Below are 23848 nucleotides of genomic sequence, written 5' to 3'. Positions count from 1 at the left end.
GCTCTAGGTATCGAGATCGATCGAAATACAGTGATCAGAATAGCTCGGATTAGCGATGGCTTTCCTCACTATGTACATTTTGTGTGCGAGAAACTCTTTTGGCGCGTGTACGAGGAACAAAATCTCGGAATGGTTACACCCGAACTATTTGATGTGGCAATGAAGGACGCTTCACAAGCCATGGATATGAAGTTGCGCAAGCCCTATGAAGATGCGACTCAAAAATATCAGAACGACTATGAAACTGTGCTTTGGGCGGCAGCCGATGGGCATGAATTACGCAGACGCAGCACCGACATCTTTTCTTCGTATCAAAGAATAATGGAGCTTAGAGAGGATGATCCTCTCGACAGGACGAAGTTCAACCAGAGAATAAACGCACTGAAACGCGAAAGCCACGCTCATATTCTGACAGGAACACGTCAAGGTTGGTACGAATTCACCGAAACTATGATACGTGGATATGTGCGACTGCGCGCAGAGCAAAATGGGGTCGAGCTAGAAGTCGATCACCCCGCAGTAGCAAGCCAACTGTTAGGCTCTGAATGATGGAAATCACTTATTGAATAGCGCGGGACAAGGCCGAAGGCCGCCGCTTTGGGGGCCTTTGCCCCTCGCTCAAACTTCCCAAGTATCGGGCACCACAAAGCGCGCGGATCAGCCGTTACTGCGCCACCCCTCGGGCCGTCACCGGCGCGGCGTGCGCGCTGACCTGTTGGAAACGCCCTCTGTGCCGGGTCCATCCCATCCCAAATCGCAGGCTTGCCAAGCCCTGCCATCGGGCCTATACGCCTGCGGTGGCTTTTTGGCCGCGAGAATCAAAACCAAGAAATGCCGTGTTTGGCCCATCACGCTTCGGGGGTCATATCCGGCTTAGGAGAAGCGAAATGAAACTGAACGAATTGCGCGACAATCCTGGCGCCGCACCGAAACGCACCCGCGTTGGCCGTGGTCCGGGTTCCGGCAAAGGTAAAATGGGTGGCCGTGGTATCAAAGGCCAGAAATCCCGCTCGGGTGTGGCCATCAATGGCTATGAAGGCGGTCAGATGCCTTTGTACCAGCGTCTGCCCAAGCGTGGCTTCAACAAGCCCAACCGCAAGGCATTCGCCGTCATCAACCTGGGCCTGATCCAGAAATTCGTCGAAGCCGGCAAGCTGGACGCCAAGGCTGCGATCACCGAAGACGCTCTGGTTGCGTCCGGTCTGGTCCGCCGCAAGCTGGACGGTATCCGCGTTCTGGCCAAAGGCGAGATCAGCGCCAAGGTGAATCTGGAAGTGACCGGTGCGTCGAAAGCTGCCGTCGAGGCAGTTGAAAAAGCGGGCGGTTCACTGAAAGTCACAAAAGCCGCTGCGGCAGAGTAAGCGCTTGTGAGCGGGCAAAGACCCGCTTACATAGACTTCAGAGTTTTCCAAGACGCCGTCCGAGCCGGAAAACGGTTCCGGGCGGCGTTTGCATAAGAGAGACCGACTTTATGGTATCAGCAGCAGAACAAATGGCAGCCAACACAAGCTGGGCTGCCCTTGGCAAGGCCACCGATCTGCGCAACCGCATCCTGTTCACGCTGGGTTTGCTGATCGTCTATCGTCTGGGCACCTTCATTCCGGTGCCGGGGATCGACGGAGCAGCCTTGCGCGAGTTCATGGAACAGGCGGGGCAGGGCATCGGCGGCATGGTTTCGATGTTTACGGGCGGGGCGCTTGGCCGAATGGGCATCTTTGCCCTTGGCATCATGCCCTATATCTCGGCCTCGATCATCGTGCAGCTGCTGACATCGATGGTCCCCGCGCTCGAACAGCTCAAGAAAGAGGGCGAGCAGGGCCGCAAGAAGATTAACCAATACACCCGTTTCGGCACCGTGGCACTGGCCACCGTGCAGGCCTACGGTCTGGCCGTGTCGCTGGAATCGGGCGATCTGGCGACCGATCCGGGCCTGTTCTTCCGCATGTCGACCATGATCACGCTGGTCGGCGGCACCATGTTCCTGATGTGGCTGGGTGAGCAGATCACCGCGCGCGGCATCGGCAACGGTATTTCTCTGATCATTTTCGTCGGCATCATCGCCGAGGTCCCCGCCGCCCTGGCGCAGTTCTTCGCGTCGGGCCGTTCGGGCGCAATCAGCCCCGCCGTGATTGTTGGCGTGATCGTGATGGTGATTGCCGTCATCATGTTCGTGGTCTTCATGGAACGGGCGCTGCGAAAGATCCATATCCAGTACCCGCGCCGTCAGGCCGGGATGAAAATCTACGAAGGTGGCTCCAGCCACCTGCCGGTCAAGGTCAACCCCGCGGGCGTGATCCCGGCGATCTTTGCCAGCTCGCTGCTGCTGCTGCCGGTGACGATCTCGACCTTCTCGTCGGGCGCTGCAAACGGGCCGGTCATGTCGTGGCTGCTGGCCAATTTCGGCCCCGGACAGCCGCTGTATCTGCTGTTCTTCGCGTCGATGATCGTGTTCTTTGCGTATTTCTACACGTTCAACGTGTCGTTCAAACCGGACGATGTGGCGGACAACCTGAAAAAGCAGAACGGGTTCGTGCCCGGTATCCGCCCCGGCAAGAAAACCGCCGAGTATCTGGAATACGTGGTCAACCGCGTGCTGGTGCTGGGGTCGGCCTATCTGGCCGCCGTCTGTCTGCTGCCTGAAATCCTGCGGGGCCAGTTTGCCATCCCGTTCTATTTCGGCGGCACCTCGGTTCTGATTATCGTCTCCGTGACCATGGATACGATCCAGCAGGTTCAGAGCCATCTTCTGGCGCACCAATACGAAGGGCTTATCGAAAAGTCTCAACTGCGCGGCAAAAGCAAGAAACGCGGCAGGAAGGGACCCTCTCGTCGATGAATATCATTCTGTTGGGCCCCCCGGGGGCAGGGAAAGGAACGCAGGCGCGTCATCTGGTTGAAACACGCGGCATGGTGCAGCTCAGCACGGGCGACATGCTGCGCGAAGCCAAAACCTCGGGCACCGAGATGGGCCGGAAGGTTGCGGCGATCATGGATGCGGGCAAGCTGGTCACCGATGAAATCGTGATCGGCCTGATCGAAGAGAAACTGACCACCGAAACAGGCGCCGGTTTCATCTTTGACGGCTTTCCCCGAACGCTGGCGCAGGCCGATGCGCTGGCCGCTCTGCTGACCAAGCTGGGCCAGTCGCTGCACACCGTGATCGAGATGCGCGTCGATGACGACGCGCTGGTGGGCCGGATCACCGCACGCTCAACCTGCGGCGGATGTGGTGAAGTCTATAACGACAACACCAAGCCGATCCCGGCGGATGGCAAATGCACCAATTGCGGCAAGGAAAATGACTTCCAGCGCCGCGCCGATGACAACGAAGACAGCCTGCGCACGCGCCTGATGGAATACTACAAGAAGACGTCTCCGCTGATTGGCTATTACTACGCCAAGGGCGATCTGCGCCCCGTGAACGGGCTGGCGGATATCAAGGAAGTGACGGCCTCGATCGAGGCGATACTGGGTTGACCGAAAGTTGGGGCTTGACGGCCCCACCAAAAGCCCATATCGACCCCCATCCCTAAAGGGAATCAAGACCGCATGCGGGATTCGTTCCAATTGCCCCGACCACCTCGAATAATACTGGACCCTCTGGCGTCACTGCCACGGTAAAGTGTTGTGAAAAAAGGTTCCGGAGTTACGGAACCGCAACAAAAAGGAAAGTGACACGTGGCACGTATTGCCGGCGTAAACATCCCGACTGCAAAGCGGGTTCCAATCGCCCTCACATATATCACCGGTATCGGCAACACCTCGGCCAAAGCGATCTGCGAAGCCGTGGGCATTGAAGCGCACCGCCGCGTCAATGAACTGTCGGATGCCGAAGTTCTGGCCATCCGCGAACATATCGACGCCAACTACACCGTCGAAGGTGACCTGCGTCGCGAAGTTCAGATGAACGTCAAGCGTCTGATGGACCTGGGCTGCTATCGCGGTCTGCGTCACCGCCGCAACCTGCCGGTTCGCGGTCAGCGTACCCACACCAACGCTCGTACCCGCAAAGGCCCCGCAAAGGCCATTGCCGGTAAGAAGAAATAAGGGAGGGTCTGACCGATGGCACGCGATAAGACTCGCATCAAGCGCAAAGAGCGCAAGAACATCGCATCGGGCGTTGCCCATGTGAACTCGACCTTCAACAACACCAAGATCCTGATCTCGGACGTACAGGGCAACGCCATCTCGTGGTCGTCTGCCGGTACCATGGGCTTCAAGGGATCGCGGAAATCTACTCCGTATGCCGCGCAGATGGCTGCGGAAGACGCAGGCAAGAAAGCGCAGGAACATGGCGTCAAGACGCTGGAAGTCGAAGTTCAGGGCCCCGGTTCGGGCCGTGAATCGGCTCTGCGTGCGCTGGCTGCCGTGGGCTTCAACATCACGTCGATCCGCGACGTGACACCGATTGCTCACAACGGCTGCCGTCCGCCGAAGCGTCGTCGCGTCTAAGCGATCTGGAATTAAGCTGGGGCTGTGTGTTTACACGGCCCCAGCACGTCATTTTGAACCTCGGGCGTCTGCACCTTGTTGGTCATGGGGCGCGGGCAGGAATGGAGGGATTACATGATCCACAAGAATTGGGCAGAATTGATCAAGCCGACCCAGCTGGAAGCCAAGCCGGGCAACGACCCTGCGCGTCAGGCGACCCTGGTTGCCGAACCGCTGGAACGTGGTTTTGGTCTGACCCTGGGCAACGCCCTGCGTCGCGTTTTGATGAGCTCGCTGCAAGGCGCGGCCATCACCAGCGTCCAGATCGACAACGTCCTGCACGAGTTCTCGAGCGTGGCGGGTGTGCGTGAAGATGTCACCGACATCATCCTGAACCTCAAGCAGGTTTCCCTGCGCATGGAAGTCGAAGGCCCCAAGCGCCTGTCGATCAATGCCAAAGGCCCGGCAATCGTTACGGCTGGTGACATCAGCGAAAGCGCAGGCATCGAGGTTCTGAACCGCGATCACGTCATCTGTCACCTGGACGACGGCGCCGACCTGTTCATGGAGCTGACCGTCAACACTGGCAAGGGTTACGTTTCGGCTGAAAAGAACAAGCCGGAAGATGCGCCCATCGGTCTGATCCCGATCGACGCGATCTATTCGCCGGTCAAGAAAGTCGCCTATGACGTTCAGCCGACCCGCGAAGGCCAGGTTCTGGACTATGACAAGCTGACCCTGAAGATCGACACCGACGGTTCGATCACCCCCGATGACGCACTGGCCTACGCCGCGCGCATCCTGCAGGATCAGCTGTCGATCTTCGTGAACTTCGACGAGCCGGAATCGGCTGGTCGCCAGGACGAAGATGATGGTCTGGAGTTCAACCCGCTGCTGCTCAAGAAAGTGGACGAGCTGGAACTGTCGGTCCGTTCGGCAAACTGCTTGAAGAACGACAACATCGTCTATATCGGCGACCTGATCCAGAAGACCGAAGCCGAGATGCTGCGCACCCCGAACTTCGGCCGCAAGTCGCTGAACGAGATCAAGGAAGTGCTGTCCGGCATGGGTCTGCACCTCGGCATGGATGTCGAGGACTGGCCGCCCGACAACATCGAAGATCTGGCAAAGAAATTCGAAGACGCGTTCTAAGCATCTTCGGCTGCGGCGGCGGGGCCAACCTGCCGTCGCAGGTTTTGTACATTTCGGACCAATGGGGTCTGAAAGCCGGTACAAAACGTACAATCCGGGCAATTCCGCCCCAAGGTGAGCCTCTGACACGCATCGGAGGCCGGACAAAGCAAAACGCGAAAGAAGGAATTGAAAAATGCGTCACGCACGTGGTTACCGCCGCCTGAACCGTACTCATGAGCACCGCAAGGCTCTGTTTGCAAACATGGCTGGCTCGCTCATCGAACATGAGCAGATCAAGACAACTCTGCCCAAGGCAAAAGAACTGCGCCCGATCATCGAAAAGCTGGTCACCCTGGGCAAGCGCGGCGACCTGCACGCCCGCCGACAGGCCGCAGCACAGCTGAAAGAAGACAAAGATGTCACCAAGCTGTTCGAAGTTCTGGGCCCCCGCTATGCCGAGCGTCAGGGCGGTTATGTCCGCATCCTGAAAGCAGGCTTCCGCTATGGTGACATGGCTCCGATGGCGATCATCGAATTCGTCGATCGCGACATTGATGCCAAAGGCGCCGCGGACAAAGCCCGTACTGCTGCTGAAGAAGCCGAAGCCGAAGAATAAGCACTAAGGTCATCGACCTGATGCGCCTGCCCGAGCAATCGGGCAGGCTTTTTTGTGCCTCAGCCAGCCAATTGTCATCATGTGGTTTGTCCATTAAGTTCAAACCGTTATGGCAACGAAACCTGCAACTGGATACTCGGGCAAACCGCTCTGGGCGAAACTGGGGTTCAAACCCGGATACACGGTCCGTACGCTCAACGCCCCTGCCCATTATCCCAACCTGACAGCAGGTGCCGACGGTGTTCTGTTCGATCCTGCAGCCGATCCCGCGGATGCAGTTCACATGTTCCTGAACCACCCGGGCCAGATCGCCGAATTGGCCGCTGAGCAAATCGCCCACATACGGAGCGGAGGAATGCTGTGGGTCTCCTGGGCCAAGAAATCTTCGCCCCTGCATGCTGGCGTGACCGAGGATATGCTGCGCACTGAAATCCTGCCGCTGGGCTGGGTCGACGTGAAGGTTTGCGCGGTTGATGCCGATTGGTCCGGGCTCAAGTTCCTGCGCCGCCGAAGCTGAGCGCGCGGCTTGCATTTGTCGCCTTTGCCCCGCATATCCCAAGGATAATCTAATCCGGAGCCCCCATGATCCGCGCATCCTTTATCTCTCTTATGCTTGTCATGGCCCTGCCAGCATTTGCCGAAACCCGCGTCCCGCAATCGCAGTCCGAAATCTCTCTGGGCTTTGCTCCGGTGGTCAAAAAGGCCTCGCCTGCGGTGGTGAATATCTACGCCAAGATCGTGCGGCAGGGGCGGGCCAGCCCGTTTTACTCAGACCCGTTCTTTCGGGATTTCTTTGGCGGCAGCCTGGGAGCGCCGCAGCAGCGGGTTCAGAACTCGTTGGGCTCCGGGGTCATCCTGTCTGAAGATGGCTACGTTGTGTCCAACTACCATGTTGTGGGCTCGGCGACCGAGATCAGGGTCGTGACAACAGACCGGCGCGAGTTTTCTGCCTCGGTCGTACTGGGGCACGAAGAAAGCGATATAGCGATCCTGCGTCTGGGACAGGCGCAAGACCTGCCCTACCTGACCCTGCGCGATTCCGATCAGGTCGAGGTTGGCGAACTGACCCTTGCCATCGGCAACCCGTTCGGGGTGGGGCAGACGGTGTCCTCTGGTATTATTTCGGGCTTGGCGCGCACAGGTACGGCGACAGGCAATGCACGCGGGTATTTCATTCAGACGGATGCGGCCATCAACCCGGGCAACTCCGGCGGTGCACTGATTGATGTGAACGGGGACCTGATCGGGATCAACACGTCTATTCTGACACGCTCGGGCGGGTCGAATGGCATTGGTTTTGCCATCCCCGCAAATCTTGTGGCCGAGTTTCTGAAACAGGCGCAGCAGGGCAATGACAGTTTTGTCAGCCCCTGGGCAGGCATGACCGGTCAACATATGAGCGCGGATATTGCTGAATCCCTTGGTCTTGCCATTCCGCTGGGCGTTGTCATCTCGGACCTGCATGACCTTAGCCCTCTGCGCGAGGCGGGGCTCAAGGTGGGGGACGTCGTGACCCATGTGGACGGGGACGAAGTGAACTCACCCGCCGAGATGAAGTTTCGCATGTCCGTTGCAGGGGTGGGGGGAACATCGGTTCTGACACGGCTGCGCGGCACCCAGAGCGAAGAGGTTGAGGTGGCGCTGATCAAAGCGCCCGAAGTCCCGGCAGCTGAAGAGACGACATTGGATGAAGCCACTGTCCTGCCGGGGTTGGTGGTGTCCCGCGTCAACCCTGCGGTGATTTCCGATATGGGCTTGCCACTGTCCCAGACAGGTGTCGTTGTTGTTGATCCCGGCCCTTATGGTGGACGCGCGGGTTTGCGATCGGGGGATATTCTTGAAAGCATCAATTCCAATGACATCGAACGCCCTGGGGATGTGGAGAATGCGCTGACAGATCCGGGTCGTCGCGTGCAGGTGGGTCTTCTGCGCGGTGGCCGGTCAGTCTCATTGCGGTTCCGGCTGTAGCCCGTGAGCGATCTGTTCGATACCGGGCCAACGGAACCCACCGCTGCGCCGCACCGTCCCCTGGCGGACCGGTTGCGCCCGAAGACTCTTGCCGAGGTCATCGGTCAGGAACAGGTTCTTGGCCCGGATGCGCCGCTGGGGGTCATGCTGGCGTCAGGCAGTCTGTCCAGCCTGATCTTCTGGGGGCCGCCCGGTGTCGGCAAGACGACGATCGCACGGTTGCTGGCGCAGGAAACCGATCTGCATTTCGTTCAGATCAGTGCGATTTTCACTGGTGTGCCGGATTTGAAGAAGGTTTTTGAAGCGGCCAAGATCAGGCGTCAGAACGGGCAGGGGACCTTGCTGTTCGTGGACGAGATCCACCGCTTCAACAAAGCGCAGCAGGACGGGTTTCTGCCGCATATGGAGGACGGCACGATCCTTCTGGTCGGGGCCACGACCGAGAACCCGTCCTTTGAGCTGAACGCTGCCGTTCTCAGCCGGTCGCAGGTTCTGGTGCTGGAACGGCTGGGCCTTTCCGATCTTGAACGCCTGACCCAGCGTGCCGAAAAAGAGCTGGGCCGCGCGTTGCCGTTGACACCCGCAGCCCGCGATGCGTTGCAGGAAATGGCCGATGGGGACGGACGGGCTTTGCTGAACCTGATTGAACAGGTTTCGGCTTGGAAGGTTGAAGCGCCGTTGGACACGGACGCGCTGTCGACGCGTCTGATGCGGCGGGCGGCGAAATATGACAAGTCGGGCGATGAACATTACAACTTGATTTCAGCCCTGCACAAATCGGTACGCGGGTCCGACCCGGACGCGGCGCTGTACTGGTTCACGCGAATGCTGACAGGGGGCGAAGACCCGCGCTATCTGGCGCGTCGGATCACACGGATGGCGGTCGAGGATATCGGCCTGGCCGATCCGCAGGCACAGGCCATTTGCCTACAATCCTGGGAAACGTATGAGCGGCTCGGCTCTCCCGAAGGTGAGCTGGCGCTGGCGCAGGCGCTGGTCTATCTGGCCCTGGCCCCGAAATCCAACGGTGCTTATGTCGGCTATAAGGCAGCGATGCGGCTGGCCAAGCAATCGGGCAGCGAGCCACCGCCCAAACATATCCTGAATGCCCCTACATCAATGATGAAGGATCAGGGATATGGTGCCGGCTATGCGTATGACCATGACGCCGAAGACGGGTTTTCCGGTCAGAACTATTTCCCTGAAACGATGAAACGCCCGGTTCTGTATCAACCGGTCGAGCGTGGGTTCGAGCGTGAGCTGAAAAAGCGCCTCGATTACTTCGCCAAGCTTCGGACCCAGCGCAACAGCTAGGCTGGCTGGGAATGTATTGATCGTGCCGAGAAGTGGCGGGCGGTGCTGAGCCCCCTCGAACGCCAAAGGTTCCTGTCTGATACCTTGACTCTTGCCGCGTTGCGCGCGAGAGACCCCCATGATTTCTGGGACACGGACAAAGACACAATCCGGGCGGATCACCCGCGCGGCGCAAGGGGCAATGGCATGAGTGGCGTAAAGATGATTACAGTCGCTGAAGGGGACGGCGATCAGCGTGTGGACCGCTGGTTGCGCCGCCTGTTCCCGCATGTCAGCCAGGGCCGCATCGAAAAGATGTGCCGCAAGGGAGAACTGCGTGTGGATGGCAGCCGGGCCAAGGCCTCGACCCGATTGGAGGTCGGGCAGGTGGTTCGTGTACCGCCATTGCCGGGGCCTGATCACAAACCGGTTGAGGTTAAGCATCGTATCTCGGATGCGGATGCCAAGATGATCCAGTCCTGCGTGATCTACCGTGATGATCACATTCTGGCCCTGAACAAACCGCAGGGCCTGCCGGTACAGGGCGGCAGCGGGCAGACCCGGCATGTCGACAGCCTGTCCGAGGCGTTGCGGTTTGGGTATGACGAAAACCCGCGTCTGGTTCACCGCCTGGACAAGGACACGTCAGGAGTTCTGCTGCTGGCCCGCACGCGCGAAGCCGCAAAGGGGCTGGCAGCCGCTTTCCGCCACCGCGATACACGCAAGATTTACTGGGCGCTGGTTGCAGGTGTCCCCACGCCATATCTGGGTGAAATCAAGACGGGTCTTGTGAAAGCAGCTGGTCATGGCGCGCATGGCGAGGGTGAAAAGATGATCCCCGTCCATATGAACGAGATCGACAGCACCCCCGGTGCGAAACGGGCACATACACATTATGCGACCCTCTACCGCGTGGCCGGACGCGCCGCTTGGGTCGCGATGGAGCCAATCACGGGCCGCACCCACCAACTGCGCGCGCATATGGCAGCGATCGGTCATCCGATCATCGGCGACGGCAAATACGGTGGCTCGGGGCAGGAAAACCTGGGTGATGGCTGGGGCGCGCAACTGGGTGGGATCATCAGCAAAAAGCTGCATCTGCACGCGCGGCGACTGTCATTCCTGCATCCGATAACGCGCAAACCGGTAACGGTGACTGCGCCCTTGCCGGAACATATGAAACACAGCTGGGACACCTTCGGCTGGACCGAGGATCTGGCCGCCGACGACCCGTTTGAGGCGCTGCAATGAGCGCACCGCTGCGGCTGGTTTTGTTTGATGTCGATGGCACTCTGGTCGACAGTCAGGGCAGTATCGTTCACGCCATGACCACCAGCTTTCAGGCCGCTTCGGTCCCTGTACCGACGCGAGAGGTGATCCTGTCCATCGTCGGGCTGTCCCTGCCACATGCCATCGCACGGTTGGTGCCGGACCAAACTTCCTCGGTCCAGAACGATCTCGTTGAAGGGTACAAGGAAGCTTATCATGCGCATCGCTTGGATTTGGGCGCGGCCAGCTCTCCGCTCTATCCCGGTGCGCGAGAGGCGATTGAAGCCTTGCACGCCGTGCCCGAAGTGCTTCTTGGGGTGGCAACCGGCAAATCCCAGCGCGGGCTTGATGCGTTGATCGAAGTGCATGGGCTTGAGCGCTACTTCGTCACCCGGCAGGTCGCCGACCACCATCCGTCGAAGCCGCATCCGTCCATGGTGCAGGCCGCGTTGGCCGAGACCGGTGTCGAACCCGACTGCGCGGTGATGGTTGGTGATACAAGCTATGACATGGACATGGCCGCAGCTGCCGGGGTGCGCGGCATCGGCGTGGCATGGGGGTACCATGATCGGTCTGCTTTGACCTCGGCCACCTGCATGATTGAGACCTTTGACCAGTTGCCCACTGCGCTGGCCGGGATATGGAACTGAAACATGAGTGACTGGAAACCGAAACGCTTCTGGAAAGAAAGCCGGACCATCGATGTTGAAGGTGGGTTTACGGTTGAACTGGATGGCCGCCGCGTCAAGACCCCTGCCAAAGCAGCGTTGATCCTGCCGACCCGCGCCATGGCCGAAGCGGTTACAGCGGAATGGGATGCCCAGCAGAGTGAGGTAGATCCGTCGACGATGCCATGCACCCGATCGGCGAATGCGGCAATCGACAAGGTTCGGTCCCAGCATAGGGAAGTTGCCGACATGCTTGCGGATTACGGCGATTCCGACCTGCTATGTTATCGGGCGACACACCCGTCAGAGTTGCTGGAACGTCAAAGCGCCGAATGGGACCCGGCACTGGATTGGGCCGAGGTCGCACTGTCTGCTCGCTTGCGGCCAGTTATCGGTGTGCTGCACAAGCCGCAATCTGACGCAGCCCTGTCGGCGCTGCGTGCTCGCGTCCATGCGCTGGACGCGTTCCAACTGGCGGCGTTCCACGATCTGGTCAGCTTGTCGGGGTCATTGATTCTCGGGTTTGCAGCGGCCATGGATTGGCGCGAACCAGCCGAAATTTGGCGCATTTCGCGCCTGGACGAAACCTGGCAGGTCGAACAATGGGGTCACGATGACGAGGCCCATGCGGTTGCCGAAACGAAGAAAGCCGCATTTCTGCATGCTAAACGCTTCTTTGATATGTCGGTTTGATCCTTATTTTCCGATTTTTGGCCAAATGTTCAAATTGGTTGGGGTCTGATCCATCGATTTCGATGATCCGACCCTTGACGTTTGTTTATGAATACGCCCAAACTCAGTGCCACTAAAGGGGAGACACCTTTGGAGTAACCTATCCGGCATCCACTTGCCGGGCAGAGCCGCCTCTGATGGGGCGGGAAATCAGGAAGAGGTAAAAATGAAAAAATCCGTAATCTTGGGCGCGGCAACGATTGCCGGTCTTGCTGCTGGCGCAGCCGTGGCAGGGACCGTTGACGACGTTAAAGCGCGCGGCAAGCTGAACTGTGGTGTGACCACCGGTCTGGTTGGCTTTGCTGCTCCTGACGCCAACGGCGAATGGCAGGGCTTTGACGTATCGCTGTGCCGCGCTGTTGCCGCAGCCGTTCTGGGCGACGCAAGCGCGGTAGAATTCGTTCCGACCACCGGTAAGACGCGTTTTACCGCTCTGGCCTCGGGCGAGATCGACATGCTGGCGCGTAACACCACCTGGACCTTCAGCCGCGACGTCGACCTGAAGTTCGAATTCACCGGTGTGAACTACTATGACGGTCAGGGCTTTATGGTTCCCAAGGCACTGGGCGTAAGCTCGGCCAAGGAACTGGACGGCGCAACCGTTTGTATCCAGACCGGCACAACAACCGAGCTGAACCTGGCGGACTTCTTCCGTTCGAACAACATCAGCTACGAACCGGTTCCGATCGAAACCAACGCCGAAGCACAGCAGCAGTATCTGGCTGGCGCATGTGACGTTTACACCACCGACGCTTCGGGTCTGGCGGCAACCCGCGCCACATTCGAAAACCCCGGTGATCACATCCTGCTGCCCGAAATCATCTCGAAAGAGCCGCTGGGCCCGCTGGTCCGTCACGGCGACCACGAGTGGGGCGACGTTGTGCGCTGGACTCTGAACGCGCTGATCTCGGCTGAAGAGCTGGGCGTAACCTCGGCCAATATCGACGAACTGGCCGCTGGAACTGATAACCCGGAAATCAACCGCCTGCTGGGTACCGAAGGCACCCTGGGCGAAATGCTGGGTCTGGACGCTGACTGGGCAGCCAAGGCGATCAAAGCCGGTGGCAACTATGGCGAAGTGTTTGCCAAAAACATCGGTGAAGAAACCCCGATTGGTCTGGCACGCGGCCTGAACGCACAGTGGACCGAAGGCGGCCTGCTGTACTCGCCGCCGTTCCGCTAATATCGACGGAGAAGGGCGCAGGGCAACCTGCGCCCTTTTTCCATCCATAAGAATCACGCCCGTACGGTTTTGAGCAGGGATCAACTCTGCCGACATATTTACGGGATGCACGGGGATATACATAGGTCATGACGACTCTCACTGACCCGCCGAAGGAGCAGTTCCGGCTGTCCATGCTCCTTTATGATACGCGGTACCGATCTGCGACCATTCAAGTTATCGCAATGATTGGTTTTATGCTTCTGGCAGCCTGGATCATTTCCAATACCATCCAAAACCTCGAAGCCCTTGGGAAACCGGTTGAGTTCGGCTTTTTCGCAGAACCGGCCAGTTACGATATCAACCAACGCTTGCTTGAATACGATTCGCGCGACAGTCACTTGCGCGCCGCCTTTATCGGCTTGCTGAACACGCTGGTTGTGGCGGTTCTTGGTTGTATCACAGCAACTATAGTCGGTGTTTTGGTTGGTGTTCTGCGCCTGTCCAACAACTGGCTGGTTGCGCGGATCATGACCGTCTATGTCGAGATGTTCCGCAACGTACCTGTGTTGCTGTGGATCGTTCTGGCCATGGCCATTCTGATCGAAAGCCTGCCAGCACCAAGGGCGTTCCGCGGAGAAAACCCAGAAGCCACGATGAATCTGTTCGATTCGGTCGCGGTGACCAATCGCGGGATTTATGTCCCGGAATTCCTGTTTTCGCGCAGCCTGGGTGATATCCATATATTCGGGACGTCGAGCTTACGGTTCGATATCTCGCTGGACCTGATCGCCATTCTGATCGTGCTCGGCGGCAGCATCTTTGCGATGCGCAAGGTTTCCGCCTGGGCACAAGCCAAGCAAGAGGCATCCGGTGATCGTCCGACCATCTGGCACATCCAGCTGGGTATTCTGTTTGTGCCGATGATCGTCCTTCTCACCATCCTGGGGTTCCACCTTGGTTTCCCTGAACTGAAAGGCTTCAACTTTACCGGCGGCACACATTTGCGTAACTCGCTGATCGCGCTGTGGCTGGCCTTGTCGCTTTACACGGCGGCCTTCATCGCCGAGATCGTTCGTGCGGGTATCCTGGCCATCTCGAAAGGCCAAACCGAAGCCGCATCGGCGCTGGGTCTGCGCCCGGGCCGGACCATGCGCCTTGTGATCCTGCCGCAGGCATTGCGGGTGATCATTCCGCCCATGATCTCGAATTATCTGAACCTGACCAAGAACTCGTCACTGGCGATTGCGGTCGGATATATGGACATCACGGGGACCCTTGGCGGCATCACCATGAACCAAACCGGGCGCGAGCTGGAATGTGTTCTGCTGCTGATGCTGGTCTATCTGTCCATCTCGCTGAGTATCTCGGCGGTGATGAACTGGTACAACAACCGTGTAAAACTGGTGGAGCGGTAATATGAGTGATGTTTCATTTGTCCGCACGGAAATGCTGCCCGAGCAGGCACCGCCTGCTTCCGAGGTCGGTGCGCTGGGATGGGTCAAGCACAACCTGTTCTCAAGTTGGTTCAACACGATCCTGACGGTGGTTTCGCTCTACGCGATCTACTACGTGTTGTCAGGTGTTCTGCCATGGCTTTTCCAGTCCGTGTGGAATGCAGACTCTCTCAACGAGTGCCGCGAGATCATGATGGCCACCTGGGGATCGACCCATGGGCACGCCTGCTGGGCGGTTATCAATGACCGCTGGTTACAGTTGCTGTTTGGCTTCTATCCAAGCCATCTGTACTGGAGACCGATCCTTGCGCTGGTTCTGTTGCTGGTCGCATTGGCGCCGGTTCTGTATTCGGATCGCGTCCCAACCAAGATGCTGATCTTTTCAGCAATCTATCCGTTCCTGATGCCTTTCCTGATGTGGGGCGGAACCATCTGGGGGCCAATCTCGGCCGCGCTTGGGTTTGTCGCCGGTTGGTTCGTATACTCGGTTCTCAGCAAACAGGTGAGCGAACTGGTGGGTATGATCGGTGCGGTTGTTGCCGCAGTGATCTGGTGGCTGGTGCTGTCCAGCTACTTCACGGGCGCGATGAGCTCGGTTCTGCCGATTGGCATCGAAGCGGTTGAAAGCCGTCAGTTCGGTGGTTTCATGCTGGCGATCCTGCTGGGCGTTGTGGCCATTGGTGTCTCACTTCCGATCGGAATCGTTCTGGCGCTGGGGCGTCAGTCCGACCTGCTGATCGTCAAATACCTGTGCGTGGGCTTTATCGAGTTCATTCGCGGTGTGCCGCTGATCACTTTGCTGTTCGTGGCGTCGCTGCTTCTGAACCTGTTCCTGCCACCGGGCACCAACTTTGACATCATCCTGCGGGTGATGATCATGATGACCCTGTTCTCGGCGGCCTACATGGCCGAGGTGATCCGGGGTGGTCTGGCTGCCCTGCCACGAGGTCAGTACGAAGGCGCCGACAGTTTGGGCCTGAACTACTGGCAGGCGCAGAGGCTGATCATCATGCCGCAAGCCCTGAAGATCTCAATTCCGGGCATCGTGAGCACATTCATCGGGATCTTCAAGGATACGACGCTGGTGTCGATTATCGGGTTGTTCGACGTGATCGGATTGGCTTCTGCTATCCGCGCCGACACGGCCTGGAACGGCATCTATTGGGAACTGTTCGCGTTCATCGCGTTCCTGTTCTTCATCGTCTGCTTCTCTATGTCCCGTTATTCCATGTATCTGGAGCGCAAGCTTCAGACTGGCCACCGTTAAGGAGTTCAACACATGTCTGAACTTGCAATTGACCGCGAAATCGACCGTTCCAAAATGCAGGTGAGCGACGAGGTCGCCATCGAAATCACCAACATGAACAAGTGGTACGGGTCCTTTCACGTGCTGCGCGACATCAATCTGACCGTCAATCAGGGCGAGCGGATTGTTATCGCGGGTCCGTCCGGGTCGGGGAAATCTACCCTGATCCGCTGCCTGAACGCGTTGGAGGAACACCAGCAGGGCACGATCATCGTGGATGGGACCGAGCTGTCGAATGACCTCAAGAACATCGACAAGATCCGGTCCGAGGTTGGGATGGTGTTCCAGCACTTCAACCTGTTCCCGCACCTGACCATTCTGGAGAACTGCACGCTGGCCCCGATCTGGGTGCGCAAGACGCCCAAGAAAGAGGCCGAAGAGCGCGCGATGCATTTCCTGGAAAAGGTGAAAATCCCGGATCAGGCGCTGAAATACCCCGGACAGCTGTCCGGTGGTCAGCAGCAGCGTGTGGCGATCGCCCGCTCGCTGTGCATGATGCCGCGGATCATGTTGTTCGATGAACCGACATCGGCGTTGGACCCCGAGATGATCAAAGAGGTGCTCGACACCATGATCGAGCTTGCCGAGGAAGGCATGACCATGCTGTGCGTGACGCACGAGATGGGCTTTGCCCGTCAGGTCGCCAACCGCGTGATCTTTATGGATGCGGGCCAGATCGTGGAACAGAACGAACCGGAAGAGTTCTTCAATAATCCGAAAAGTGAGCGGACCAAACTGTTCCTCAGCCAGATTCTGGGACACTGAACGTATCAAGATGGTGGAAAGGCGGGGTTTTGCCCCGCCTTTTTCTGTTCCAGCAACTCACGCGCAGTGGTGAAGCCCAGCACGGTGCCCTTATGCCAGCGCACGTCTGACCAGCTGTCGGCGTCGAATTTCAGCACAGTGGTTGCACAAGTCGGATAGTCGAAAAAGCGCATGTGATCCGGCGGCCGTTGCACAAGGCGGTTGGCGAATTCGGCGATTCCGGGATTATGGCCCAACATCAACACAGTCGGTTCCGTGGCGCTTGCTAACTCGCGCAACATGCCGTCCGCGTCGGCGTGGTAGAGCGATTTGTGAAAGCGGACCTTATCGGCCTTTAACCCCATCCGGGCCCATGTCTCGCGGGTGCGGGTTGACGTCGAGCTTAGCACTTCTTCCGGCAGCCAGCCGTTATCGCGCAGCCATGCACCAATGGCGGGGGCAGACCTGCGCCCACGCTTGTTCAGGGGGCGTTCATGGTCGCCAAGTCCCGGATTGTCCCAGCTGGATTTGGCGTGACGCGTCAGGATCAGGGTGCGGGTCATGACGGGTGAAAAGCCATCATATGATGGGCTGATTGTTCGGGATCGCGCCCTGCGCCAGCGCTGAGCGGGCAAGCGAGGCGGGCCAGACAGCCGCCTGTCATGCAGGATTGCCCCTTAGCGGTATCAAGATGGTTGTGGCAGGCTGCGATGTCATAGAAGTTTTGCGCGTTCAGCGCGCCGACAGGGCAGGCCGTCGTGCACGGTGCGGCGCAGGTGTCACAGGGGGAAACGCCGGACGCCTCGGGGATGGCAAGCTCATGGGCGAAATGCAGTGCGCCGCGATATGAGATCATCATGCCGACCGTATCATGTACCAAGGCCCCCACCGGGCTGCTGAAAGTGCGTCCCGATTTCAGGGCCCAGTCGATGAATGGCGCATAGGGCGGACCACCAAAGGGGAAATAGGCCTGTGCACCGAACGCATGCGCCATCTGGCCGACGGTTCTGGTTGACCAGCGGTCCACTGGATCAGGCCCCCGCCATTCCGGCGAGGCTTTCAGAGCAGGCCAGAAATCAGGACCCGCGCCCAGCAAGATCAGAGTGCCAGTGTCAAGTTGCCGGGCTGCCACGCGATGAGGATGCAGCGCGCCCATGACAATCAACCCCGCCTGACGCGCCGCATGTTCTACGCGGCCATAGGTTTCCGCATCTGGAACAGAGGAAGGTTGCGCAAGCTCTGTCATCTTTCCTCGGCTGTTGCTGCGATCAGTCTGGCCGTATCAGCGACCCGGCGCCATGTTCCGTGAACAGTTCAAGCAGAACCGCATTGGGCGCGCGCCCGTCAAGTATCACGACGGCCCGAACCCCGCTGTGCAGGGCATCGAGGGCAGTTTCGGTCTTGGGGATCATGCCACCTGCGATGGTGCCTTCGCGGGTCATCTCGCGGATCTGGCCGGCTTTCAGCTCGGTCACCACATCGCCCGCCGCGTTCTTGACGCCCGAGACATCTGTCAGCAGCAGAAGGCGGTCTGCTTTTAGTGCCGAGGCTATCGCCCCGGCCGCCGTATCGCCGTTCACGTTGAACGTTTCGCCCTCACGGCCCGCGCCCAGAGGTGCGATAACCGGGATCACATCATGTGAGAACAGATCATGCAGGATTTTCGGGTTCATCTCGGAAGGGGTGCCGACATATCCCAGCGACGCATCCGTCTGGTCACAGATCATCAGGTTTGCATCTTTGCCCGACAAACCCACGGCCGAACCACCCTGACCATTGATTGCCTGAACGATGCGCTTGTTCACCAAGCCAGACAGAACCATCTCGACCACCTCGACGGTTGCCGTGTCGGTCACGCGCTTGCCGTTCACAAAGTCGGACTTGATATCCAGCTTGTCCAGCATTGCGTTGATCATTGGACCACCACCATGCACAACAACCGGGTTCACGCCCACCTGACGCATCAAGACGACATCGCGCGCAAAGCTCTCCATAGCCTCGTCGCTGCCCATGGCATGCCCGCCCAGCTTGATGACGACGATGGCCCCATCATAGCGTTGTAGATAGGGCAATGCGCTGTTCAGGGTTGCTGCGGTGGCGATCCAGTCCCGGTTCATGTCACGTGTCTTCATTGCTAAGGTCCCTCTGACCGTCCGTGTTAGGGCCTTTGCACCGCGCTGCCAAGGGCGAAGCTATTCCAGATGTGCAATGATCGAGCGCAGGGTCGGAATCCCGTCGCCTTTTTCGGACGAAGTCAGGACGATTTCCGGGAATGCGGCAGGATGTTTGGACAAAGCCGCACGGGTTTGTTCCAGAACCTTCTCGCGCTCGTTGGCCTTGACCTTGTCGGCCTTGGTGAGAACGCATTGAAAGGTCACGGCACTGGTATCCAGCAACTTCATGATTTCAGCGTCGACCGGTTTTACCCCGTGGCGCGCATCGATCAGGACAAAGGCACGGCGCAGTGTCTGACGGCCGCTCAGGTATTGCTTGAGAAGCTTCTGCCATTTTTCAACCACGTTAACCGGTGCATTGGCATACCCATAGCCCGGCAGGTCCACCAGATAGAGGTCCGGGCCTTGCGTGAAAAAGTTGATTTCTTGCGTGCGGCCAGGTGTGTTCGAGGCACGCGCCAGACCCTTTGTTCCGGTTAGCGCATTGATCAGGCTGGATTTGCCGACATTCGAGCGACCGGCAAAGCAAACCTCCAGCCGGTCAGGGGTGGGCAGGCCCGTCATGGCGACTACGCCTTTGACAAATTCAGACGGGCCGGCAAACAGTTTGCGACCGCGTTCTTTTGCGAAGTCATCCGGCTCTTCGGCCAGCGGAAACGGAAGCGTGGTCATAACACCTCCAGGGTATCATTCAGGCGGATTTCACCACCCTGAACAACCTCGGCATAGACGCCGAAATCCTGATGATCCCAGCTGTTCAGCGCGCCCAGAGTATCCGCGTCGCGTTCGCCGGTTTCCGGATTTGCGGTGGTGGCCAGACAGCGAACGATACGCTCGCGAACCCGGAGCACGGTTTCGCCAATGCGAAGGTCACAGCCCAGCCAGTCGAATTCATCCCACTCAGGCAGACCTTCGAACCAGATGTTCCCGCGCCACCGTGCTGCAGACAGAGACTGGCCCAGCTTTTGTTCCACAGCGCGATGAGACGCCATGTTGCACAGGCTGATTGACGGAAAATCGGTATCGGTCATGCCGCGCCCGGGCACCCGGACAATTCGGGCAGACGCAGCGCGGTTTGTGGGCATAAGCGGCTTTACCCAATCCAGGAAAACCGATTGCTCCGTGTCGGGGTGAAAGCTCAGATCCGGGCGGTCCGGGTGGCGCAAAGTGACCTGCTCGCCGTCCAGTTTCGCCCAGATCGCCATCAGCTTGGGGGCTTTTGAACCGCGGCTGAAATTCACACACGGGGCCCATTCCGTCCCGTCGGTCTTGGCCGCTTCATGGGCAACCGCCCAAACGCGATCCCCGGGCATGGTCTGCCCGGGGTTGAGGGTAATCAGGCTCAGGGCTTCACGCCCATGGCTTTTGATCGGGTGACGCCAAAGGCCTGAAACTGTTCCGCTCATTTCTTGTCCGTGTTCGGCAATCGCTTAAAGCCGGATTTGATGTTTCCGAACACATCCGGCGTATAGCCCTGACTGCGCATGATCAGATATTGCTGCGTAAAGGTGATCGTGTTGTTCGCAATCCAGTACACGACCAGACCGCTGGCAAAACCGCCCAGCATGAACATGAAGACCCAGGGCATCCACGCGAAGATCATCGCTTGTGTGGCATCGGTTGGTGCCGGGTTCAGTTTCTGTTGCAGCCACATCGAGATCCCCAGCAGCAGCGGCAGAATACCGATAAAGATCAGCGCCATCAGGGTGTCCGGCTGCGGGCCAGCCCAGGGCAGCAAGCCAAAGAGGTTCATGATCGAGGTCGGGTCAGGTGCGCTCAGGTCCCTGAACGGGCCAAACCACGGCGCCTGACGCAGTTCGATTGTGACGAAGATCACCTTGTACAGTGAAAAGAAGATCGGGATCTGCAACAGGATCGGCAAACAACCGGCAGCGGGGTTCACCTTTTCCTTCTTGTACAGCTCCATCATGCCCTGCTGCATCTTTTGGCGGTCGTCGCCTGCAGCTTCCTTCAGAGCCTCCATCTGCGGTTGCAGTTCCTTCATCTTCGCCATCGAGACGTAGGACTTGAAGGCCAGCGGGAACAGGATTGCCTTGATGATCAGTGTCAGGCCGATAATGGACCAACCCATATTGCCGATCAGCGCATGAATGTTGTGTAGCAGCCAGAAAATCGGCTTGGTCAGGAAAAAGAACCAGCCCCAGTCGATGCTGTCGATGAATTTCTGCACACCGTCAGCCTGGTATTCCCGGATGGTTTCCCACTCTTTTGCTCCGGCAAACAGCTGGGTTGTCACCTGCTCGGTCGCACCCGGTGCTACAGTCAGCGTCGGCAACACCGTTTCTGTCTGGTAAATCTTACGACGCGAGTCGTATTTGGCAGCCGCCTTGAACGCAGAACCGGGTTCCGGAATCAGCGTGGTCATCCAGAAGTGATCGGTGAAACCGATCCAGCCGTTGTCCTTGACCTGGTATACCTCGGCCTGCGCGCGCTCGTCCGGATCGATATCAAAATCACGAACGTCGCCATAATCCACTTCGGTCAGAGTGCCATCGGCCATACCGATCACACCCTCGTGCAGAATGAAGAAGTTTTTCAGGCCGGGCAGGTCACCGTCTTCGCCGATGCCGTGGCGCGCAAGAATGCCGTAAGGGGCCAATCCAACTTCGGTTCTGGTGGCGTTTTCGACAGATTGCGTTACCGTGAACATGTAGTTGTCGTCCACCGCGATGGTGCGGCGGAACGTCAGTCCGTTGCCGTTTTCCCAGACCAGTGTCACAGGTGTGTCAACACCCAGGGTTTCACCCTGCTCAAGCGCCCAGATCGTATTTGGCCCTGGAACATCGGTACCGGTCAGGCCCGCGCCGGGGGCCCAGCCATAGAGGGCGTAATAGGCGGATTGCGATCCGACTGGCGACAGCAACTCGACAATCGGAGAATCCTCGGCCAGCGAGACCTTGTAATCTTTCAAAGACAGCTCGTCGATCCGACCGCCAGCAAGGGACAGGCTGCCGGTCAGGCGGGGCGTGTCGATATTGATGCGGGGCGCTTCGGCATCGGGTTCAGCTTCGGTGGCGGCCGCAGTTGCCTCTCCGACAGTGCTGGTGTCCGCTGCGCTGGGCGTCTGAACCTCACTGCCTTCGACGCTGGTTATTTCAGCCTGATCCGGCGTTGTCGTCTGTTCCGGAGGGGGGAACAGCACGAACCAGACCAGGATCACGAGAAAGCTGAGCGCGGTTGCGAGGATGAGGTTCTTGTTCTGATCGTCCATCGGGGACAGCCACCTTGAGCAGTGAAAGACACCCGCAGGGTTCAACAGAGTGCAGACCCAAAGGTCAAGCGGAATCGCCCGTCATTTCGTCACGGAGGGGTCTTCTTTGTCACGATTCCCGGTTCCCTACCGCGTTTGCCGCCCGATTTTGGGAACACCGTCGATCTTGTTGCGGTAAGACGTGATCCAATCCTTGGTCTTCTCGAATGGCATGGGCTTGCCGATGCCAAACCCCTGAACATGATCGCAACCCAGTTGGGCCATCAGAGCGTGTTCACCCGGCGTTTCGACACCTTCGGCCAAAGTTTCCAGATGCAAACGTTCCGCCATCATCAGAATGGCGCTGGCAAGCTGTTGCTGGCTTGGGTCCAGATCCGCTTTGGCAACAAATGACCTGTCGATCTTGATGCGGGATACGTTGAACCGTTTGATAGAACCGATCGAGGCATGTCCTGTCCCGAAATCGTCCAGATCAATACAGCACCCCATTGCGGCAAGCCCGGTGACATTGCGGGTGATGACATCGTCGGGCCGTCTGGAGAACACGGTTTCCAACACCTCGACCGCCAGCCTGTCGGGGGTCAGATCGAATTGATCCAGTTCCCATTTCAGACGGTCGATCAGACCCGGATTGCGCAGTTCGTCAGATGAAAAGTTTATCCCAATGCGCGGCACAGACAGCATGGACCGATCCCAATCGCGCATTGCAGAGAAGGAATGATGCCGCATGGCCTGCCCCAGCCGATCCATCAGTTCAGCCTGTTCGGCAAAGGGCAGGAACACATTGGGGGCAAGAACCCCTTTCTTCGGATGTTCCCAGCGGGCCAGAGCCTCAAACCCGCTGATACGCCCGTTATCGGTTGAGATCTGGGGTTGAAACCATGGGCGGATCTCACCGCTGTCCAGCGCCGCTTCGAATTCTTTGCGCAAGTTGATCCTGACCTGCGCCCGTCTGCGCGTCTGTGAGGAAAAAGCGCGAATCGTGGAAGGCCCGTTTTGTTGCGCCTCCAAAAGGGCGTTGTTTGCGGCTTCCTGCCAATCGACCGCAGAGCCGTCAGTGATACTGCTGCTCAAGCAAAAGCCGATCGAACAGGACATATGCACGCTGGTGCTATTCAACATGATGGGGTCTTCAACGGCGTTTTGCATACGGCCCGACATTTGAATACAAGCTTCAAGATCCAGTTGCCGTGCCGGGTGCAGAACAACCATCATCCTGTTTCCGCCCATCCGGGTTGCGCAATCATTTGAGCGGATCATGGACAAAACGCGTGAGCAGAACTGCTGTGCAACGTGGTTCGCCGCCGCCTGTCCGTGCAGATCAAGCAATTGCGTAAAGTCATCCAGAACCACCGCAAAACAGGCAGAGTTTTCCCCCTTCAGGCGGGCATCCGCGAATACCTCTTCCAAAACTGTTTCGAACTGGTCCTTTGACAGCAGACCGCCGGGACGCCAAAGCCCTTTACGCGACGGATTGGCTGCGAACGCATTGATGCCTGCGACGATCAGAGGCAGAAACAGGGCCAGTGCGACCAGGGCCTGCTCGCCCCCAATCCAGAATGCACTCAGGCAAAGCGCCGGAACAAAGGCCAGCGCGGCTGGGCCGTCCAGAACGGTTTTGAACGAATGGACAAAACGGTCGGTAAGGGGATGGTTCCGCAT

25 protein-coding genes are annotated in these 23848 nt (G+C 58.5%); 18 read left to right on the top strand and 7 right to left on the bottom strand.

The genetic code is table 11. The features are described 5' to 3' along the window. Positions 1-129 precede the first annotated feature (129 nt). From I9182_RS15475 to I9182_RS15390, 18 genes are all read left to right on the top strand, one after another. Positions 130-549, top strand: a complete 420-nt coding sequence (locus I9182_RS15475) for a hypothetical protein (protein WP_209598876.1) — start codon at positions 130-132, stop codon at positions 547-549. Between the two features lie 338 nt (positions 550-887). Further along, positions 888-1361 carry a 50S ribosomal protein L15 gene (gene rplO, locus I9182_RS15470; RefSeq protein WP_209598875.1) on the top strand — a complete coding sequence of 158 codons (474 nt, stop codon included), beginning with the start codon at positions 888-890 and terminating at the stop codon, positions 1359-1361. Positions 1362-1471: 110 nt separating this feature from the next. Further along, positions 1472-2836, top strand: a complete 1365-nt coding sequence (secY, locus tag I9182_RS15465) for a preprotein translocase subunit SecY (RefSeq protein ID WP_209505860.1) — start codon at positions 1472-1474, stop codon at positions 2834-2836. Further along, positions 2833-3477 (top strand): adenylate kinase, encoded by a 645-nt coding sequence (locus tag I9182_RS15460; protein WP_209505861.1) that lies wholly within the window; start codon positions 2833-2835, stop codon positions 3475-3477. The genes secY and I9182_RS15460 overlap by 4 nt, the downstream gene beginning before the upstream one ends. A gap of 201 nt (positions 3478-3678) precedes the next feature. Continuing rightward, positions 3679-4047, top strand: coding sequence for a 30S ribosomal protein S13 (gene rpsM, locus I9182_RS15455; RefSeq protein WP_170576075.1), 369 nt, complete (start codon positions 3679-3681; stop codon positions 4045-4047). A gap of 15 nt (positions 4048-4062) precedes the next feature. Further along, positions 4063-4452, top strand: coding sequence for a 30S ribosomal protein S11 (gene rpsK, locus I9182_RS15450; protein WP_170462414.1), 390 nt, complete (start codon positions 4063-4065; stop codon positions 4450-4452). A gap of 114 nt (positions 4453-4566) precedes the next feature. Then, positions 4567-5583, top strand: a complete 1017-nt coding sequence (locus I9182_RS15445) for a DNA-directed RNA polymerase subunit alpha (RefSeq protein ID WP_209598874.1) — start codon at positions 4567-4569, stop codon at positions 5581-5583. A 175-nt stretch (positions 5584-5758) separates the two neighbouring features. Beyond that, positions 5759-6181, top strand: a complete 423-nt coding sequence (gene rplQ, locus I9182_RS15440) for a 50S ribosomal protein L17 (protein ID WP_209598873.1) — start codon at positions 5759-5761, stop codon at positions 6179-6181. 109 nt (positions 6182-6290) lie between these two features. Next, entirely contained in the window at positions 6291-6698 is a 408-nt protein-coding gene (locus I9182_RS15435; protein WP_209598872.1) for a hypothetical protein, read from the top strand. Positions 6699-6763: 65 nt separating this feature from the next. Beyond that, positions 6764-8149: a trypsin-like peptidase domain-containing protein gene (locus tag I9182_RS15430; RefSeq protein ID WP_209598871.1), complete on the top strand. Its 1386-nt coding sequence runs from the start codon at positions 6764-6766 to the stop codon at positions 8147-8149. Between the two features lie 3 nt (positions 8150-8152). Beyond that, on the top strand, positions 8153-9463 hold the full coding sequence (locus I9182_RS15425; RefSeq protein ID WP_209598870.1) for a replication-associated recombination protein A: 1311 nt from the start codon (positions 8153-8155) through the stop codon (positions 9461-9463). A gap of 186 nt (positions 9464-9649) precedes the next feature. Continuing rightward, positions 9650-10693, top strand: a complete 1044-nt coding sequence (locus I9182_RS15420; RefSeq protein WP_209598869.1) for an RluA family pseudouridine synthase — start codon at positions 9650-9652, stop codon at positions 10691-10693. Beyond that, a complete protein-coding gene (locus tag I9182_RS15415) occupies positions 10690-11361 on the top strand; it encodes an HAD-IA family hydrolase (RefSeq protein ID WP_209598868.1) in 672 nt (223 codons plus the stop codon). The genes I9182_RS15420 and I9182_RS15415 overlap by 4 nt, the downstream gene beginning before the upstream one ends. 3 nt (positions 11362-11364) lie before the next feature. Beyond that, the gene (locus I9182_RS15410) at positions 11365-12072 is read left to right on the top strand and encodes an ATP12 family protein (RefSeq protein WP_209598867.1); all 708 of its coding nucleotides are present in this window, start codon (positions 11365-11367) and stop codon (positions 12070-12072) included. 205 nt (positions 12073-12277) lie between these two features. Further along, on the top strand, positions 12278-13294 hold the full coding sequence (locus I9182_RS15405) for an amino acid ABC transporter substrate-binding protein (RefSeq protein WP_209598866.1): 1017 nt from the start codon (positions 12278-12280) through the stop codon (positions 13292-13294). A gap of 128 nt (positions 13295-13422) precedes the next feature. Further along, positions 13423-14691: an ABC transporter permease subunit gene (locus I9182_RS15400; RefSeq protein ID WP_209505881.1), complete on the top strand. Its 1269-nt coding sequence runs from the start codon at positions 13423-13425 to the stop codon at positions 14689-14691. Position 14692: 1 nt separating this feature from the next. After that, positions 14693-15997, top strand: coding sequence for an amino acid ABC transporter permease (locus tag I9182_RS15395; protein WP_209598865.1), 1305 nt, complete (start codon positions 14693-14695; stop codon positions 15995-15997). A 12-nt stretch (positions 15998-16009) separates the two neighbouring features. Beyond that, the gene (locus I9182_RS15390) at positions 16010-16801 is read left to right on the top strand and encodes an amino acid ABC transporter ATP-binding protein (RefSeq protein WP_280922443.1); all 792 of its coding nucleotides are present in this window, start codon (positions 16010-16012) and stop codon (positions 16799-16801) included. 5 nt (positions 16802-16806) lie between these two features. On the opposite strand, the gene I9182_RS15385 is transcribed toward I9182_RS15390, so the two are convergent. The 7 genes from I9182_RS15385 to I9182_RS15355 all read right to left on the bottom strand — a co-directional run bounded on the left by I9182_RS15385 (position 16807) and on the right by I9182_RS15355 (position 23848). Further along, a complete protein-coding gene (locus I9182_RS15385; protein ID WP_209505883.1) occupies positions 16807-17343 on the bottom strand; it encodes a histidine phosphatase family protein in 537 nt (178 codons plus the stop codon). After that, the gene (locus I9182_RS15380) at positions 17340-18026 is read right to left on the bottom strand and encodes a ferredoxin (protein ID WP_209505884.1); all 687 of its coding nucleotides are present in this window, start codon (positions 18024-18026) and stop codon (positions 17340-17342) included. The genes I9182_RS15385 and I9182_RS15380 overlap by 4 nt, the downstream gene beginning before the upstream one ends. Before the next feature lie 22 nt (positions 18027-18048). Beyond that, entirely contained in the window at positions 18049-18912 is an 864-nt protein-coding gene (gene argB, locus I9182_RS15375) for an acetylglutamate kinase (protein WP_209505885.1), read from the bottom strand. A gap of 60 nt (positions 18913-18972) precedes the next feature. After that, positions 18973-19626 carry a ribosome biogenesis GTP-binding protein YihA/YsxC gene (gene yihA / locus I9182_RS15370; RefSeq protein WP_209505886.1) on the bottom strand — a complete coding sequence of 218 codons (654 nt, stop codon included), beginning with the start codon at positions 19624-19626 and terminating at the stop codon, positions 18973-18975. Next, the gene (locus tag I9182_RS15365) at positions 19623-20360 is read right to left on the bottom strand and encodes an MOSC N-terminal beta barrel domain-containing protein (RefSeq protein WP_209598864.1); all 738 of its coding nucleotides are present in this window, start codon (positions 20358-20360) and stop codon (positions 19623-19625) included. Before I9182_RS15365 ends, yihA begins: the two co-directional genes overlap by 4 nt. Further along, positions 20357-22186 (bottom strand): membrane protein insertase YidC, encoded by a 1830-nt coding sequence (gene yidC, locus I9182_RS15360; RefSeq protein WP_209598863.1) that lies wholly within the window; start codon positions 22184-22186, stop codon positions 20357-20359. The genes I9182_RS15365 and yidC overlap by 4 nt, the downstream gene beginning before the upstream one ends. 126 nt (positions 22187-22312) lie before the next feature. After that, positions 22313-23848, bottom strand: a complete 1536-nt coding sequence (locus I9182_RS15355; protein ID WP_209598862.1) for a bifunctional diguanylate cyclase/phosphodiesterase — start codon at positions 23846-23848, stop codon at positions 22313-22315.

Origin of the sequence: Ruegeria sp. HKCCSP351 (assembly GCF_017872535.1) — a bacterium.
In the GTDB taxonomy this organism is placed as follows: Bacteria; Pseudomonadota; Alphaproteobacteria; order Rhodobacterales; family Rhodobacteraceae; genus Ruegeria.
The sequence above is the reverse complement of the archived record's forward strand: the minus strand, read 5'-3'. Positions and strand labels throughout refer to the sequence as shown.

What these genes read in the sequence shown, in the direction of transcription:
- I9182_RS15405 (WP_209598866.1), top strand. Translation starts at nt 12,278, where the DNA reads ATGAAAAAATCCGTAATCTTGGGCGCGGCAACGATTGCCGGTCTTGCT.
- I9182_RS15435 (WP_209598872.1), top strand. Translation starts at nt 6,291, where the DNA reads ATGGCAACGAAACCTGCAACTGGATACTCGGGCAAACCGCTCTGGGCG.
- argB (WP_209505885.1), bottom strand. Translation starts at nt 18,912, where the DNA reads ATGAAGACACGTGACATGAACCGGGACTGGATCGCCACCGCAGCAACC.
- rplQ (WP_209598873.1), top strand. Translation starts at nt 5,759, where the DNA reads ATGCGTCACGCACGTGGTTACCGCCGCCTGAACCGTACTCATGAGCAC.
- I9182_RS15380 (WP_209505884.1), bottom strand. Translation starts at nt 18,026, where the DNA reads ATGACAGAGCTTGCGCAACCTTCCTCTGTTCCAGATGCGGAAACCTAT.
- yidC (WP_209598863.1), bottom strand. Translation starts at nt 22,186, where the DNA reads ATGGACGATCAGAACAAGAACCTCATCCTCGCAACCGCGCTCAGCTTT.
- I9182_RS15355 (WP_209598862.1), bottom strand. Translation starts at nt 23,848, where the DNA reads ATGCGGAACCATCCCCTTACCGACCGTTTTGTCCATTCGTTCAAAACC.
- I9182_RS15415 (WP_209598868.1), top strand. Translation starts at nt 10,690, where the DNA reads ATGAGCGCACCGCTGCGGCTGGTTTTGTTTGATGTCGATGGCACTCTG.
- I9182_RS15385 (WP_209505883.1), bottom strand. Translation starts at nt 17,343, where the DNA reads ATGACCCGCACCCTGATCCTGACGCGTCACGCCAAATCCAGCTGGGAC.
- rpsK (WP_170462414.1), top strand. Translation starts at nt 4,063, where the DNA reads ATGGCACGCGATAAGACTCGCATCAAGCGCAAAGAGCGCAAGAACATC.
- I9182_RS15475 (WP_209598876.1), top strand. Translation starts at nt 130, where the DNA reads ATGGTTACACCCGAACTATTTGATGTGGCAATGAAGGACGCTTCACAA.
- I9182_RS15420 (WP_209598869.1), top strand. Translation starts at nt 9,650, where the DNA reads ATGAGTGGCGTAAAGATGATTACAGTCGCTGAAGGGGACGGCGATCAG.
- rplO (WP_209598875.1), top strand. Translation starts at nt 888, where the DNA reads ATGAAACTGAACGAATTGCGCGACAATCCTGGCGCCGCACCGAAACGC.
- I9182_RS15410 (WP_209598867.1), top strand. Translation starts at nt 11,365, where the DNA reads ATGAGTGACTGGAAACCGAAACGCTTCTGGAAAGAAAGCCGGACCATC.
- secY (WP_209505860.1), top strand. Translation starts at nt 1,472, where the DNA reads ATGGTATCAGCAGCAGAACAAATGGCAGCCAACACAAGCTGGGCTGCC.
- I9182_RS15395 (WP_209598865.1), top strand. Translation starts at nt 14,693, where the DNA reads ATGAGTGATGTTTCATTTGTCCGCACGGAAATGCTGCCCGAGCAGGCA.
- I9182_RS15365 (WP_209598864.1), bottom strand. Translation starts at nt 20,360, where the DNA reads ATGAGCGGAACAGTTTCAGGCCTTTGGCGTCACCCGATCAAAAGCCAT.
- I9182_RS15460 (WP_209505861.1), top strand. Translation starts at nt 2,833, where the DNA reads ATGAATATCATTCTGTTGGGCCCCCCGGGGGCAGGGAAAGGAACGCAG.
- I9182_RS15445 (WP_209598874.1), top strand. Translation starts at nt 4,567, where the DNA reads ATGATCCACAAGAATTGGGCAGAATTGATCAAGCCGACCCAGCTGGAA.
- yihA (WP_209505886.1), bottom strand. Translation starts at nt 19,626, where the DNA reads ATGACCACGCTTCCGTTTCCGCTGGCCGAAGAGCCGGATGACTTCGCA.
- I9182_RS15390 (WP_280922443.1), top strand. Translation starts at nt 16,010, where the DNA reads ATGTCTGAACTTGCAATTGACCGCGAAATCGACCGTTCCAAAATGCAG.
- I9182_RS15400 (WP_209505881.1), top strand. Translation starts at nt 13,423, where the DNA reads ATGACGACTCTCACTGACCCGCCGAAGGAGCAGTTCCGGCTGTCCATG.
- I9182_RS15430 (WP_209598871.1), top strand. Translation starts at nt 6,764, where the DNA reads ATGATCCGCGCATCCTTTATCTCTCTTATGCTTGTCATGGCCCTGCCA.